14 protein-coding genes and 1 tRNA gene are annotated in these 14,465 nt (G+C 70.0%); 3 read left to right on the plus strand and 12 right to left on the minus strand.

Translation table 11 applies throughout. The annotated features are described in order from the left end of the window. The first annotated feature begins 11 nt into the window (after positions 1-11). Positions 12-200: a DUF6458 family protein gene (locus EHW97_RS09185; protein WP_124236872.1), complete on the plus strand. Its 189-nt coding sequence runs from the start codon at positions 12-14 to the stop codon at positions 198-200. Between the two features lie 9 nt (positions 201-209). Here the strand turns inward: EHW97_RS09185 and EHW97_RS09190 are convergent, their stop codons facing one another. The 10 genes from EHW97_RS09190 to deoC all read right to left on the minus strand — a co-directional run bounded on the left by EHW97_RS09190 (position 210) and on the right by deoC (position 10,297). Beyond that, a complete protein-coding gene (locus tag EHW97_RS09190; protein ID WP_124236873.1) occupies positions 210-491 on the minus strand; it encodes a hypothetical protein in 282 nt (93 codons plus the stop codon). A gap of 250 nt (positions 492-741) precedes the next feature. Next, the gene (locus EHW97_RS09195) at positions 742-1,713 is read right to left on the minus strand and encodes a signal peptidase I (protein ID WP_124236874.1); all 972 of its coding nucleotides are present in this window, start codon (positions 1,711-1,713) and stop codon (positions 742-744) included. Further along, positions 1,710-2,300, minus strand: a complete 591-nt coding sequence (locus tag EHW97_RS09200) for a TasA family protein (protein ID WP_124236875.1) — start codon at positions 2,298-2,300, stop codon at positions 1,710-1,712. The genes EHW97_RS09195 and EHW97_RS09200 overlap by 4 nt, the downstream gene beginning before the upstream one ends. After that, positions 2,297-2,905, minus strand: a complete 609-nt coding sequence (locus tag EHW97_RS09205) for a hypothetical protein (protein WP_124236876.1) — start codon at positions 2,903-2,905, stop codon at positions 2,297-2,299. Before EHW97_RS09205 ends, EHW97_RS09200 begins: the two co-directional genes overlap by 4 nt. Next, entirely contained in the window at positions 2,902-3,381 is a 480-nt protein-coding gene (locus EHW97_RS09210; RefSeq protein ID WP_243696370.1) for a signal peptidase I, read from the minus strand. Before EHW97_RS09210 ends, EHW97_RS09205 begins: the two co-directional genes overlap by 4 nt. A 79-nt stretch (positions 3,382-3,460) precedes the next feature. After that, entirely contained in the window at positions 3,461-4,015 is a 555-nt protein-coding gene (locus EHW97_RS09215) for an alternate-type signal peptide domain-containing protein (RefSeq protein ID WP_124236878.1), read from the minus strand. 285 nt (positions 4,016-4,300) lie between these two features. Next, positions 4,301-4,386: transfer RNA gene (locus tag EHW97_RS09220), tRNA-Leu, on the minus strand. A gap of 83 nt (positions 4,387-4,469) precedes the next feature. Beyond that, entirely contained in the window at positions 4,470-7,238 is a 2,769-nt protein-coding gene (locus EHW97_RS09225; RefSeq protein WP_124236879.1) for an ExeM/NucH family extracellular endonuclease, read from the minus strand. A 13-nt stretch (positions 7,239-7,251) separates the two neighbouring features. Continuing rightward, positions 7,252-9,474, minus strand: a complete 2,223-nt coding sequence (locus EHW97_RS09230; RefSeq protein WP_124236880.1) for a bifunctional metallophosphatase/5'-nucleotidase — start codon at positions 9,472-9,474, stop codon at positions 7,252-7,254. 103 nt (positions 9,475-9,577) lie between these two features. Further along, on the minus strand, positions 9,578-10,297 hold the full coding sequence (gene deoC / locus EHW97_RS09235) for a deoxyribose-phosphate aldolase (RefSeq protein WP_124236881.1): 720 nt from the start codon (positions 10,295-10,297) through the stop codon (positions 9,578-9,580). A gap of 142 nt (positions 10,298-10,439) precedes the next feature. On the opposite strand from deoC, the gene EHW97_RS09240 reads away from it, so the two are divergent. Both EHW97_RS09240 and EHW97_RS09245 read left to right on the plus strand, forming a co-directional pair. Beyond that, complete coding sequence (locus EHW97_RS09240; RefSeq protein ID WP_166367463.1) at positions 10,440-12,320, plus strand: acyltransferase family protein; 1,881 nt, start codon at positions 10,440-10,442, stop codon at positions 12,318-12,320. Then, on the plus strand, positions 12,314-12,907 hold the full coding sequence (locus EHW97_RS09245; RefSeq protein ID WP_243696371.1) for a uridine kinase family protein: 594 nt from the start codon (positions 12,314-12,316) through the stop codon (positions 12,905-12,907). Before EHW97_RS09240 ends, EHW97_RS09245 begins: the two co-directional genes overlap by 7 nt. A gap of 7 nt (positions 12,908-12,914) precedes the next feature. Here the strand turns inward: EHW97_RS09245 and EHW97_RS09250 are convergent, their stop codons facing one another. Further along, entirely contained in the window at positions 12,915-13,997 is a 1,083-nt protein-coding gene (locus EHW97_RS09250; RefSeq protein WP_124236883.1) for an adenosine deaminase, read from the minus strand. After that, positions 13,994-14,464, minus strand: a complete 471-nt coding sequence (locus tag EHW97_RS09255; protein ID WP_124236884.1) for a MaoC family dehydratase — start codon at positions 14,462-14,464, stop codon at positions 13,994-13,996. Before EHW97_RS09255 ends, EHW97_RS09250 begins: the two co-directional genes overlap by 4 nt. Position 14,465 lies beyond the last annotated feature (1 nt).

Below are 14,465 nucleotides of genomic sequence, written 5' to 3' on the forward strand. Positions count from 1 at the left end.
ACTGTCGCAGTATGTATATCGGAGGCTCGCTGTTTCTGCTCGCACTCGGCGCCATTCTCGCGTTCGCGGTGCAAGACGCCATCAACGGCATCGATCTGGTGACGACCGGCTACATCCTCATGGCCGTGGGAGTCCTCGGCTTGCTGCTCTCGCTGCTCATGGCAGGACGTACGCGGCGCGATCTGGATCCGCCGCGCTGACGCGTCGCGTCAGGCGGTTCCCGCCACGGCCGTGAGCATCCCGGCGTATTCGTCAAGCGCCTCCACGTAGGCGGGCAGCTTGCCTGCATCGTGGATGCGCAGCACCGCGTCGACCTGATGCCGAGCGAAGGCGCAGACACCCTCGGCCTGCTGCTCATGCTCGGGTGCGTCGGGATGCTCGAGGCACACCATGAGGCCCACGCCGGCGGTGAGGTACATCTCGCAGCCGAGCTTCTTCATCATCACCAGGGACATCTCGAATGCCAGCCGTTCGCGATCGAGGTCGCGCATGTCACCACTCCCTCACACCTTGCAGGCACGCGTTCGGCGCCGGCTTTTGTCTCTGCTCAAACCATCGCACTCGTGACGCGGCGAATCAATGGCGCCGACCCACCTTCCGGAGTCAGGCACCAGGCGGTCGGGTACCGGTGCAGTCGTTCGGCCTGCAATGCCGGTCACAACCTTCGCGCGACGGTTCCCTCACCCTACACAGACGGATGCGCGACGCGGGGAGCGGGGCGACGAGCTCGACTGACCTGGTTCAGGCGCACCGCACACCCAGGCCGAGGAGCACAGCCGTCGTCCGCACGCGCGTCGTGGTCCCGGCGGCCTCCCACGTGGGCGCCGCGCGCAGACGAGCATGGATCACCACGTCATACGTCGTCACGCCGAGGCCGAGGTCGAGTACGGAGGTTCGGATCTCCAGCACGCCCGAGCCGCCAGGCCCCGGCTGAACCGATTCGGAACGCACCACTCGCCCGGAGGACGTGTGGTGCATCTCCCAGCGGTAGTCGTAGCGCGGATCCGCATGCGTCCAGCTCAGGCGCGCATACTCGCCGATGCCGAGCAGTCCCCCCTCGTTGTCGCAGGTGGGCTGAGGCTGGGGGACGACGCGGTGCGCCCCCAGTTCGCCTGTGGTGACGGTGCCCGCGTCGTCGAAGATCGCCCACGCCTGCGACGCGGGAAGCACCACCGGAAGTACGAGCGCGGCGCCGACGAGCACGGGAGCGACACCACGTCGGCGAGCACGGCGAGCATGTGCAGGAGTGCGCCGTGGCAACGCCACCGCGAGCCAGCACAGCGCGACGAGGCCGACGGCGACCGATCGGCCTGGCGTGCTGTCGACGAACGCAGCCACCCGCCCGACTCCTGGGAGCACCCACGCCACGCGTTCGGCCGTGCCCAGCGTGTACGCCTCAGGGTCGGTCACAGCGTTCGCATCACCGCGCAGTCGAACGAGCCGCTCGGCACCGTCGCCGGACAGCTCCACGATGCGGTGCGTGACGCGGACGCCGGCCTCGTCGACGACGCTCACGACGTCGCCGACTTCGAGGTCCGCCGCCTCGACGGAGCGGGTCAGCAGCAGGTCGCCGGCGGCGATCTCCGGCGCCATGGAATCGGACTGCACGACCAACGGGCGGCTTCCGGTCATCCAGAGTGCGACGACGGCCAGCAGGCACAGGCCCCCGAGAAGCGCTCCGGCGTTGAGGACGAGGAGGCGCAGCCGACTCACGGGGCACCTCGCTGGACGCCGTTGACCACGAACGACGCCGTCGCCGTCGCGCCCTGCAGCGAGGACGTGGCCGATCGGTCCAAGGTCACCGTGATGCAGAGGGTCTCACTCGCACCCGCGGCCAGCGGCCGTCGCGCGGGGACGACCGGGGTGGGCGCGCTGAAGGTGAGCGTGCCGCCCGTGCAGGTGCCGGTCCGATTGCCGTTCGTGGAGGACCCGGAGTTGGTGGCGGTGCCACCGGCGACGACACTCCACCGCAGCCCGGGTCCGAGCGCTCCGTTCGTGTGGGCGACGGCGGTGTAGTCCAGCGGGACGGTGCCCGCGTTCCCGACCGTGATGGCACGAGCGAAGCTCTCGCCCGGCACGAGGTCACCGACGGTGAACGCCGTGTCAGCGGTCGTGCCGCCAGGTCCGGCCAGCTGTCCGTTGAGCGTGAGGTCGAGGCGCCCCGCAGCCAGCTGCCCGGTGGCCACCGTCGCCTGATCGGTCCAGTACGCCATGGTGCCGCTGACTCCGAGCCCGAGAAGGAGGCCGAGGCTCAGCACGGCGCGCAGCAGGCCCGACCGGCGTGCTCGGTGCTTGCTCATGCCACTCTCCTTCGCGACGCACGTCGCACCGTTGTTCCGACCAACGTCACCACCAGGCCGATCAGGATCGCGGCGGGCCCGAGCATCGAGCCCGTCGCCGGAAGGCCGTCCGGCGCCTGAACCGCACCGTCCTGCTGCCCGCTCATCCCCACCAGCAGCGGAAGATCGAGCGTCGAGCGCTGCGTGCTGTTGCCGGCTGTCGCCTCGAACGTCGCGCGCAGCGTCACCGTGGCCGCGGCGCCCGCAGCGATGTCGGCGTCGGGCACGACAGCACGCGCGCCATCGGTCGGCAGTCGACGCCACTCCCCCGTGTCGACGCGGACGTCCAGCCGCACGTCCTCGTCGGCGAGCAGTGCATCCGGGTCTCCGGCGTCCTCCAGCGCGACCCAGACGGCGGATGCACTGGTGTCGCCGTCGTTGCGGACCGAAAGCACTGCGCTCCGGTCCTCACCCGGAACCCATCGGCGATCACCGTGGAAGAGTGCGTCCAACGGCACCGCGGCGGTGTACCGCTCTCCGGGCACCAGTCGCACCTCCGGCGCCGTCACGCCCGCAGCCGGCTGTGCGATCAGGACGAGCGCCGCGATCATCGCCAGCGACCTCATGTCGCCAGCTTTCGCCCACGGAGCCGGTCGCGTGCCGCGCCAGCCAGCATGACCGCGGCATACCCGAACAGCGCCGACGCGACGCCCGCGACGGCAAGCCCTCGCTGGGCCGGCTCGAGCCACGTGTGGACGTAGCCGAGGTAGGGCACGGAGTACCACACCTCTCCGCGGATCTGGACCGGGCGGACGGGCAGCGGATCGGCTGCCGGGTTCGCGTCGCCCTGCGTGATGAACTCGCGTTCGCCGTCGAGTTGCTGGTGGACGGCCACGACCCGGTGCGTCGCGGTCTGCGGTTCGCCCGAGCGCAACTGGTAGGTCACCACGTCTCCCACACCGAGGGTCGCCGGATCCACGTCTCGAGCGACCACGAGCGCGCCGACGCCGTAGGTCGGCGTCATGGAGCCGCTCAGCACCGCGTAAGGCGTGGCGCCAGCCAGCCGCGGCACGGCCACGGCGACCACGATCGCTGCTGTCACTGCGACGATGACGCCCCACGCAGCGGCGTGGCCGACCAAGCGGGCCGCGCTCCGGCGCCGGGGCCGGACGTGACGCATCTCAGGGGTTGGGGTCGGCCTGCGTGAGCGTCACCGTCAGCGAGTCCAGCGTCGCGGTGATGCCCTGCATGTCGTTCGTGTTGACCGCCGTCGTGTCACCGAAGGGGATCGCGACCTCGAAGGTGGCCGACAACACTTGGCCGTCGTTCACGTCGGTGATGGTGGCGCCGTCGGCCAGCGCGGCGCCGTCGAGCGTGTAGCTCGCGTCGACGTCGGCCGTGAAGGTCGTTCCCGCCGGGGTGCTGGTGAACGTCAGCGTGTCCGGTGCGTCGACCGTCGCCGCCAGGTTGTCACCCTCGGCGCCGACCGTGAAACTGCAGGTGGCCGTCACGACGTCGCCGGGCACGAACGCCGTCACCGGGCTCCCGGCCGAGGCGGACCCGTCGGCGTACAGCCAGCCGCTGCAGTCATCGTTCGAGGTCAGCGTGAGGCTGCCCGCCGTGATCGATCCTCCGTCGACATCGGCCTCGGCAGTCCAGTAGGCCAGCGTGCCGGCGCCGCCGATGAGCAGCGCGCCCGCCGCGGCGGCCATGAGGCCTTTACCTGTCTTGTTCATGTGTCCCTTTCCGTTCCATCCACGATGGAAAACCCAGGCATTGTAACCTGAATCGAGAGAGGGCCCGAAGGGGTGAATTCAACCCGCAGACAGTTATTTCTCGCTGAAACCAAAGGAACAAAGGGGCGCGACAGTGCCGGACGGAGCGCCGACGACTTCACCCGCAAGTTCACCCTCGCAGCGCCTGAACACGCTGACCGGCGCACCCTCGCTCGCCCCGAGCGTGAAGAGCCAGCTGAACGACGAAGACCGTCCGACCCGAAGGCCGGACGGTCTCATGTGCTGTGTCCGAGGGGGGACTTGAACCCCCATGCCCGTAACCGGGCACTAGCACCTCAAGCTAGCGCGTCTACCTATTCCGCCACCCGGACAGTGGGCCCCGCGAGGAACCCTTGGTGCGATCCACCACTCTAGCAAACCGCTCCCAGGGCTCCACACGGGGTGGGGGTCGAACTCAGCGGCGCGTGACCGTGACGTCGACGGGCACTGTCGTCGCAGGGAATTGACCGTCTCCGACATAACTCAGCGACAGGCGATGCGTGCCGGGTCCCAGCACCAGCGGCAGCACGGACGCGCGTGCCTCACCGTGGTGCAACCGCCCGATGCCCAGCGGAATCCAGCCTGCCCGCACGATGACCGTTCCCGACGCCTCGGGGTGGGCCGAGACGTCGATCTTCGGGCCTCGGGGCCAGCGCACCGGCTCCGCGGTGCCGCGCAGGTCGAGTTGCGGCTCGGCCTCCTCGGCGGCGATACCGATGATCGCCGGATTGTGGTCGCTGGCCCGGTACGGCGTCCGGTCGTACAGCTGGGTGACGTTCTGGTTGTACCGGCTGTACTCGCGGGCGATGGACTCCTCGGCGTTGATCGCCCAGATGTCCGAACCTGTCACCTGCTCGAAGGCCGACGGGGAGGCGAAGACGTGATCGAGCGAACCCATCTGACCGTCGAACTGGTAGGTGGGTGCGTCGGTGAACTGCGCCGGCACGTTCACGTACCCAGCCTCCGCGAAGACCTGGACAGGGTCCTCCTGGCTGTAGGCGTTGAAGTCTCCGGTGAGGAACACCCGGTCGGTGTCCGCGCGGTCCTGCTCGGACTGGGCGAACGCCACGAGCGCCGCGGCCTGGCGGACTCGCGAGGCGTTCGACGCCCCCTGGCCGTCGCCCTGGTCGGCGTCCTCACCCTCACCGGAGCCCTTGGACTTGAAGTGGTTGACGATGACCAGGAAGTCGTCCTGCTCGCCGCTGCCCACGGGCCGGAACTCCTGCGACAACGGATCGCGCGCGTTGTCGAACGCCGGATCGTCGAGGATGACCGACTCCCCCACCGGTGCCACCGCGTCGGGGCGGTAGATGAACGCCGTGCGGATGACGTCCTCCGCCTCGGGGACCGCCGCCGGGGAGGCGACCGCCGCCCACTCCTCGCGTCCGGCGTGCTCGTTCAGCGCGGCGACCAGCGCCCGCAAGGCGGTGTCCCGGTCGATGCCGAAGGCGGCCGAATTCTCGATCTCCTCCAACGAGACCACGTCAGCTCCGAGCTGCGAGATGGCCGCGACGATCTTGTCCTGCTGCCGCTGCAGGTTCTCGGCGTCAGCGGCGCCACGCGGCCCCTCGTTGCTGCAGCGATTGACGGTGATCGGATCACCCGCCCGATCCGTGTAGTACGTGCACGAGCCGAGGCCGTTCGCCTCGTAGTCCTCACCGACCGTGGTGAAGTAGTTGAGCACGTTGAAGGTGGCGAGGCGGACGTCTCCGCCGACGTCCGCCGGGCGCTCGGGACGCGTGTCGTCCTCGATCCGCAGCGGCTCAGCGTCCCCGGCCTGCACGTGTGCGGTCGGCTGGAGCTTCCACGTGTCGTTGCGGAAATCGAGGATCATCGGCTCCTCGATCTGCACGGCCGCACCGACGCGCACCTCGTTCTCGGGCGTCAGCCACGGCACGGGGATCTCACGGTTCGCCCCGTTGAGGAAGTTGATGGTGGCAGCGTCGTCGACCGTCACCGCTCGACTGGCGTTCTCGGCCACGACGGCGTCGTACTCCGGCGTGCGCGGTCGAGCGACATCCGTCGGCTGGCGCAGCGGTTCCTCCCCGGCCGCAAGACCGATCTCGCCGTACTGGTGCGTGGTGTAGTTGTTGGTGACCGTGAAGTCGTTCGCCGGGGCCAGCAGCATGCCTTCGAGTGACTCGCGTTCAGCCTCACTGAGCGGGAACTCGACGACGGCCGGCTTGACCGCCGCGACCGGTTCGTCGAGGACCGTCCAGGCGCCCGCATCCGGGACGATCTGGGTGAGGCCGTAGTACTCCCCCACCCGCCCGGTCAGCTCGAGGTGATCACCCTCGTGGACGGACCGGGCGAGTTCGGCGGAGTACACGAACACGCCTTGAGACGCCTCGTGGACCTCCAGGTCCACATCGCCGCCGCTTCCGGGCGTCTGCAGGTAGATCCCGTTGAAGCCACCGGTCGGGTAGGCCGCGGTCACGACACCGCGCGTGGTCACTCGGTGGTTCAGCAGGGGGCTCTCGTCGCCTGTCCCCTGAATGTCCGCGATGTCGACGACCTCGGGCTCCTCCGGTTCCGGCGTCTCCCCGCCGTCGCACGCCACGCCGCACGCTTCTGGCGTGGGTGACGCCGCGGTGAAGTCGGCACGGTTGTCGTCGGTGTCGGTGAGGGCGTCGTCGCGCGTCAGCGCCGTGGTCCTCGAGTAGCCCGCGGCCTGTCCCGCGCCCTCGTACGTGCTCGATGACCCGTACCCGAGGAGATCGACGAGTTGCGGGTGCGACAGCACGCCGTCCCGGTCGCCGGACAGCGGCTGCGTGGTGCGCGCCAGCGCGAGTGTTCCGCCGGCGCTCCCGGAGAACGCGATGCCGCTCGTGACGTCGGGTTCGGGCAGCGAGGCGCCCGCGGTGCCGTTGCTGTTGCCTCCGACGAGCAGGCGGCCGCCAGCAGGGATGGTGTGATCACCGAGCGGGATCACCCCGCTGAAGGCGTTGGAGCTGGTCGCGGAGCGATACTGCACCGACCACCCGGCGACGCTGATGGCCTCGTCGGTGGGGTTGGCGATCTCCACGAACTTGTGCGAGAACGCGGCGCCCGCACTCCCGCCGTTCAGATAGGCCTCGGCGATGACGAGGTCATCACCCTCGGGGGCCGCCCCGGCGGCCGTCGGCGCGACGAGAAGGCCGGCCCCGAGCGCGAGCGCGCCGGCGATGCGGGTCAGGGTCTTCATTCCAGGTCCCCGCTTATCGCTTGATCTCGACGGTGACCGGCACGGAGCTGCGCTCGTACCGACGGTCGCCCCAGTGGGTCACCGTCAGTTCGTGCGTGCCCGGGCGGAGAACGAAGGGAAGGGTCAGGGCGGTGGCGCGACCGTTCTTGAGGTAACCGGCGCCGACCGGCAGACCGTTCTTCGAGATCGTGATGACACCCCGCGCGTCGCGTGCCGCCGTCACCTGAATGCGAACCGGAGCCGGGTACTGCGACGGCTTGGCCGTCGCCTGGAGTCCGGCGACCGGCTGCTCCGGTTCTGTCACGGTGACGCTGGGTGTGGCGACCGTCGTCCCTGTCGGCTGCGCGGTGGCACGGAATCGCACCTCGCCGGAAAGGCCGGCAGGAAGCGTGGCCTCCACTCGGGCGGCTCCGCCGCTCACCGGGAAGGAGCCGAGCTCGACCGGGTCGCCGCCTTCTGCCACCGCCTCGACCGTGACGTCGGTGTTGGCAGGGCTGCCCAGCGAGGTGAGGTCGAGCCGCGGCAGCGTGAACGACACCGTGTCGCCGGCCGCGTACTCGGGCTGCAGCCCCTGCACCTCGACCGAACGGCGGGCGAAGTCGGGGCTGATCGGCTGGTTGTTCTCGAGGTAGTCGATCCACGCTTCGTAGTCGACGAGACCAGTGTCGGTGTTCGTACCCTCGGCGAAGGCGTGGAAGTTGTCGCCACCCTGCGCGAGGAAGGAGAACGTCGCGACGCGGTAGGTGCGCTGCGGGTCGAGCGGTTCGCCGTCGATCCACACCCCGGTGATCCGGTCCCCCTCGGGACGGGTCGAGTCGAACGTGTACGACACGTTGTCCGAGACGCCGAGCTGGAGGTAGGCGCGGCTGGGCACGTTGCCCGCGGCGTCGCGCTGCCACTGCTGTTCGAAGATGCGCTTCAGCGTGTCGCCGGTGACCGCGACGGAGCTGACGTTGTTGACGAACGGGAGGACGGCGTTCGCCTCCGCGTAGGTGATCTCACCGGGCTGTTCCTGCCCCGTCGGCGCGTAGAGCAGGTCGGCGCGCAGGCCACCGGGGTTGACGAGGCCGAGATCGGCGCCGGCCTGGGTCTGCGCCACGCGCGACAGCAGGGCATCGGCCACCACTCCGCCGAGAGTCGACTCGGCGCCACGGTCCTCGGTCGTCCCGTTGAACGCGCGGGTGATGTCCGCGGTCTGGGTGCCCTTGACCTCGCGCCCGATGATGTCGGCGTGCTCGAGCGCCGCCTGAACGATCGCTTGCACCTCGCCCACGCGGGGGAACTGGTCGACGAGGGTGGCGTCGTCGGTCGTGGTCCGCGGGACGTTCCGCGCCGTGGAGGCCGTCACGTCACCGGTCGCCTCGTCGACGGTCAACGTGACCTCGCCGATGTTCGCGCCGTAACTGCCGGTCTGGACGATGGGCCGCGTCTCGCCCGGAGAGCCGGGGACCGGTGCGTCCCACGCGTACTCCTGATGCGTGTGGCCGGTGAAGATCGCGTCGACCTCCGGCGAGATGCCCTCGGCGATCTCCCGGAAGGCCGGGCTGCTGGCCACGGCCTCCTCGTAGGTGGCTCCGCCGTCGGGAGCGCCTTCGTGGATCTGTGCCACGATGACGTCGGGTGGTGCTGGCAGGGCCTGCAGTTCTTCAACGGTCTCGTTGACCGCGGCGGTCGGGTCCGCGAAGGTCAGTCCTTCGACGCCTCCGGGACTCACCAGGGACGGAGTCTCCTCGGTCACGGCACCGACGACCGCGACCTCCATGCCGGCGGCCTCGACGATCTCGTAGGCCGGCAGGATCGGTTCGCCGTCGGGACCGAGCACGTTGGCGGCGAGGTACGGGAAGTCGGCTGCGTCGCCGACACGCGTGACCAGATCCTCGGCGCCCCGGTCGAACTCGTGATTGCCGACGGCGCTCGCGTCGAGTTCGAGCGCGTTGAGCACGTCGAGCGTCGGGATGTCGTCGGCGACGGCGGACGCGAACAGCGAGGCGCCGATGTTGTCGCCGTTGGAGAGGACGACGGTGCTCTCCTCACCGCCTTCGGCACGCAACTGCTCGATCGTCCCTGCGACCTTGACGGTGTTCGCGTCGATCCGGCCGTGGAAGTCGTTGACGCTCAGCAGCGTCAGTGTCACATCCTGCGCGTGTGCCGGTGCCGCGGCCAGGGCCGTGAGCGATCCGGTGGCGAGGAGCGAGCCCAGCGAGGCCGTGAGGACACGGCGCGGCACAGCAACCATCGATGCATTCCCCCGATATGTGTGGTGTAGCGGTCTTCCGCCCTGACACCATCACCTGAGGGTGAACGCGCTGTCAACGGTGGGCGAACCCCACCGCACCAGATCAGTACGAGGACGCGTCCTCGCCACCCGTGCCGGTGCCGCCGGCGAGGCGGTCACGCAGATCGTCGAGGATCACCCGTGTGGCGCTCGTCCCGAAGCGCGTGACGCCGGCCTCGCGCATCTGCAGCAGCGTGTCGAGCCCGCGCACACCGCCGGACGCCTTGACCTGCACGCGGTCGCTCACGGTCGCTCGCATGAGCACCACGTCGTCCAGCGTCGCGCCGCCCCCGGCGAAACCGGTCGACGTCTTGACGAAGTCGGCACCGGCACGCTCCGCGGCCTGGCACGCGGCGACCTTCTCCTCATCCGTGAGCAGAGCCGTCTCGAGGATGACCTTCACGACATGGTCGCCGGTCGCTTCGACCACCGCCCGGATGTCGTCCTCGACGTCGTCGAGCAGTCCGCTGCGCAGTCGACCGATGTTGAGCACCATGTCGAGCTCGGCGGCGCCGTCGGCGAGCGCCTGACGCGCCTCAGCGACCTTCGCCTGGGTGGACGTGGTGCCGTGCGGGAAGCCGATGACGGTGCCCACGGCGACGCCCGAGCCGTCGAGCGAGGCGACCGCGTGGGCGATGTCGCTGGGACGCACGCAGACGCTGAAGATCCCGTACTCGCGGGCGAGCGCGAGGTCCTCGTCCACGGCCGCACGGGTGAGTTCGGGCTTCAAGATGGCGTGATCGATCTGCCCGGCGATCTCCGCGACGGTCGGCAAGCTGCTCATGGAGATCGAGTCTAGGCGTCCTGGCCAGGCGGACCGGCGGGTCGGGCACTGCCGATGTGGTCGCGCGTGTTTCCATAGGAGCCATGCCGTGGCACGTCTCCCTCCCCTGCCGCCGGTCCCACCGGCCTGTGGAGGCGTCGGCGTGAGCACTACCCTCGGTGATCGTTTCGAGGCGCAGACGCCTCCGGAACGGTCGTCCTCCTCCGTTGCTCCGGCCCGGCTCGCGTCTCTCGACGGTCTTCGCGCCGTGGCCGTGCTCCTGGTCATCGGCTACCACGCCGCTCCCGAGTGGGTGCCGGGAGGTTTCGTCGGCGTCGACGTCTTCTTCGTGCTCAGCGGGTTCCTCATCACGGCACTGCTGCTGCGCGAACTGCACCGCGACGGCCGGGTCCGGCTTCGAGCCTTCTGGATCCGGCGGTTGCGCCGTCTCGCTCCTGCTCTCGCGACGATGGTCGGTGCGACCGCGGCGCTCACTCTCGTGGTGGGCCACGAGACGGCGGCCGGTTTGCGCAGTCAGGTGATCGGCGCGCTGACTTGGACCAGCAATTGGGTGCAGATCCACGAGGGGTGGTCCTACGCGGACGAAGGCCTCCCCCCGGTGCTGAACCATCTGTGGTCGCTGGCGATCGAGGAGCAGTTCTACCTCGCGTGGCCGCTCGTGTTCGTGGTGCTCATGACGCTGGGAGGTCGGCGCCTCACCCGGGTGGCGACGGTTCTCCTCGTCGTCACCTCGGCAGCCCTGCTCGCGGTCTGGTATCTCACCGCCGATCCCACGCGCGCGTACCTGGGCCTCGACAGCCATGCCTTCGGTCTGCTGCTCGGCGCGACGCTCGCCCTCGGCGGCCGCCCCCACCTGCTGCGCGACGACGTCGCGGCCACCGCGGGCGACACGAAACGGATGGCGGTGGGGGGCGTGTGCGGGCTCATCGCTCTCGGTGGCTACGCGGCGTTCGTGCCGTGGGATTCGCAGATCACCTATCTCGGCGGCTTGGTGGCGGCCAACGTCGCCGCGGCGGCGATCGTTCCTGCCGCCGCCAACGGCACCGTACTCGCTCGCGTGCTGGCTGCGGCGCCGCTGCGGTGGCTCGGCGAGCGTTCGTACGGGCTATACCTGTGGCACTGGCCGCTCATCGTCATCGCGACCCGGCTGACTCCCGCAGAGCATGTCCGGCTCGCGGCCTGGGGCGCGGTCCTCCTCGCGGTGCTCGCTGCGGCGGCGTCCTACCGGTTCATCGAACTCCCCATGCGCCGCGACGGGATCGGCTGCACCTTCCGCCGCTGGACGGAGTCGCTCAGCACGAAGGGCTACCGCCCGCGGCGTTCACGGGCGATCGCCACGGCGGCGTGCGTGACCTTGGTGACGGCACTGTTCGCCGTGTGGACCGCGCCCGAGGAATCTCGGATCGCCTCCACCCTCCGTGAAGGGCAGCGGGCGGTCTCCGCGTCGATGGAGAACCTCGACGACGCGAGGTCGCCTGAGCCCAAGGACGCTCCGACGGCAGACAAGGCGACGCCCGAACCCGAGCCGCCCGGCTGCGAGCCCGTTCCCGCCGGTGAGCCGGTGAGCGCGTTCGGGGATTCGGTCACGGTCGCCATCGCGCCCCAGCTCATGCAGCGACGCCCCGAATCGGCGGCCGTCGCCACCGTCGGGTGGCAGTACCAGGACGTCGCCCGGGCGGTCCGCGACGCCACTGCCGCAGGTCAGGTGCGCCGCGGGGTCCTCATCGCGACGGGTACCAACGGGGCCATCGATCAAGCCGATCTCGATGCGCTCGTGTCCAGGGATCTCGCCGGCCGCCAGGTCACGCTCGTCGCTCCGTACGTCCCCGGGCGTTCGTGGTCGGAACAGGCGCTCGCCGCCGTCCGGGCGGTGGCCGATGCTCACCCCCACGTGCATCTGGCGGACTGGAACACGCTCGCCTCCAGCCGACAGGACCTCACGGGCGCTGACCGCGTACACCCCACGGGTGCCGGGCAAGGAGCGTTCCTGGACACCGTCGATCACGCCTTCGCGACGTGCTGACGCCGACCCGCGTCGTCATCGTCGCCGGGCCCTCCGGAGCAGGCAAGTCGCACCTCGCGCGCCGCCTCGCTTGGCCGGTCCTCCGGCTCGACGACTTCTACCGGGAAGGTCACGACCCCGATCTGCCGATGAGCCCCCTGGGCATCCCCGACTGGGACGACGTCCGCAGCTGGGATGCTCCGGCCGCTCTCGAGGCCATCGTGGCCTTGTGCGCCGAAGGCGAGGCAGACGTCCCCGTCTACGACCTCGGGCTGAGCCGGCGCACGGGGATGCGCCGCGTGAGCGTCCCGGGCCAGCGGTTTATCGCCGAAGGTCTGTTCGCGCCCAACATCGTCGGCGCCTGCCGGGACGCCGGTGTGCTCGGCGACGCGATCTGCCTCGTCCGTCCGCGTCTGCTGACCTTCGCGCTCCGGCTGGCGCGCGACCTGCGGGAGGCCCGTAAACCGCCGAGCGTGTTGATCCGGCGCGGATGGCAGCTCCTCGGCGCCGAGGGTGAGGTCGTGGCCCGGGCGGTCGCCGCGGGCTGCGAGCCGATGAGTCCGCGACGTGCCTACGCCCGCCTTGCACCGCAGGAGCCTGCCCGCTGAGGAGGGCTCAGGCGGTCGCCTCGAGGGCCGCGTAGGCCGGCTTGATGGCGTCGTTGATCAGCGACAGCCGCTCGTCGAAGGGCAGGAACGCGCTCTTCATCGCGTTGACGGTGAACCACCGCAGGTCGCCCAACGAGTACCCGAAGGCGTCCGTCAGCAGGCGCATCTCGCGTCCGATCGAGGTCTGGCTCATGAGCCGGTTGTCGGAGTTGATGGTCACTCGGAAGCCCAGCTCGGCGAGCATCGCGATCGGATGCTCAGCCACCGACGCGGCGGCTCCGGTCTGGACATTCGACGACGGGCACATCTCGAGCGGGATGCGCCGGTCCCGGATGTACGCGGCCAGCCGGCCGAGGTGCGGCCGCTCCGCGCCGGCTTCGATGTCGTCGACGATGCGCACACCGTGCCCCAGCCGGTCGGCCCCGCAACGCTGCACCGCCTGCCAGATCGACGGCAGCCCGAAGGCCTCCCCCGCGTGGATCGTGAAGTGCGCGTTCTCGCGGCGCAGATATTCGAACGCCTCGAGGTGCAGGATCGGCGGGAACCCGTCCTCGGCTCCGGCGATGTCGAAACCGAAGACCCCGCGGTCGCGGTAGTCCACGACGATCTTCGCGATCTCCAGACCGCGTGACGCATGGCGCATCGCAGTCAGCAGCTGTCCGACCACCATGGGCGTACCCGACGCTCGCACCGCCGCCACGCCGTCGTCGATGCCCGCCTGGACGGCGTCGACGGCCTCGGTCAAGCTGAGTCCGGCCTGCTGATGCTGCTCCGGCGCCCAGCGCAGCTCGGCGTAGACCACCCCGTCGGCCGCGAGATCCTCCACCGCCTCGCGGGCCACCCGCCGGAGGTCCTCGGGCCGCTGCATCACGGCGACGGTGTGCGCGAAGGTCTCCAGATAGCGCTCGAGCGAGCCCGAGTTGGAGGCGACGGCGAACCACTCCCCCAGATCGTCCGGCGAGGCGGGAAGCTCGTGACCGATCTGCTGAGCGATGTCCGCGACCGTGCTCGGGCGCACGCCGCCGTCGAGGTGCTCGTGCAACGCCACCTTGGGGCAACGGGCGATCTGCTCGTGCGTGGCGCGGGTCATGACGTGGCTCCTCCGTTGTCCATCAGCAGCACGACCGCCTCGGCAACGCACGCCGGACGGTCGCCGCCCTCGATCTCGACGGTGTGCTGGAGCGTCACCTGCTGCCCCTTGGCGATGTCGCGGACCTCCAGCACCTTGACACGGTCGCGAATCCGCGAGTTGACCCGCACCGGCGCCACGAAGCGCACCGTGTTGAGCCCGTAGTTGACCCGGGCGACGTCGCCGGCGAAGGCGTACACCTGGGCGCCGAGGAACGGCAGCATGGACAACGTGAGGTAGCCGTGTGCGACGGTGGCGCCGAACGGCCCGTCGACCGCGCGCTCGGGATCGATGTGGATCCACTGCCGGTCGCCCGTGGCGTCGGCGAAGAGGTCGATGCGTTCCTGCTCGATGGTGATCCACGCGCTCACCCCCAGTTCGGTGCCTGCGGCGTCGGCAATCTCCTGGCGGTTGTTCAGCACACGCATG

The organism is Aeromicrobium camelliae (assembly GCF_003850045.1).
Taxonomy (GTDB): domain Bacteria; phylum Actinomycetota; class Actinomycetes; order Propionibacteriales; family Nocardioidaceae; genus Aeromicrobium; species Aeromicrobium camelliae.

Coding starts and splice junctions, on each gene's coding strand:
- EHW97_RS09255 (WP_124236884.1), bottom strand. CDS start 14,464: ATGCGTGTGCTGAACAACCGCCAGGAGATTGCCGACGCCGCAGGCACC.
- EHW97_RS09200 (WP_124236875.1), bottom strand. CDS start 2,300: ATGAGCAAGCACCGAGCACGCCGGTCGGGCCTGCTGCGCGCCGTGCTG.
- EHW97_RS09190 (WP_124236873.1), bottom strand. CDS start 491: ATGCGCGACCTCGATCGCGAACGGCTGGCATTCGAGATGTCCCTGGTG.
- EHW97_RS09250 (WP_124236883.1), bottom strand. CDS start 13,997: ATGACCCGCGCCACGCACGAGCAGATCGCCCGTTGCCCCAAGGTGGCG.
- EHW97_RS09230 (WP_124236880.1), bottom strand. CDS start 9,474: ATGGTTGCTGTGCCGCGCCGTGTCCTCACGGCCTCGCTGGGCTCGCTC.
- EHW97_RS09215 (WP_124236878.1), bottom strand. CDS start 4,015: ATGAACAAGACAGGTAAAGGCCTCATGGCCGCCGCGGCGGGCGCGCTG.
- EHW97_RS09185 (WP_124236872.1), top strand. CDS start 12: ATGTATATCGGAGGCTCGCTGTTTCTGCTCGCACTCGGCGCCATTCTC.
- deoC (WP_124236881.1), bottom strand. CDS start 10,297: ATGAGCAGCTTGCCGACCGTCGCGGAGATCGCCGGGCAGATCGATCAC.
- EHW97_RS09225 (WP_124236879.1), bottom strand. CDS start 7,238: ATGAAGACCCTGACCCGCATCGCCGGCGCGCTCGCGCTCGGGGCCGGC.
- EHW97_RS09205 (WP_124236876.1), bottom strand. CDS start 2,905: ATGAGGTCGCTGGCGATGATCGCGGCGCTCGTCCTGATCGCACAGCCG.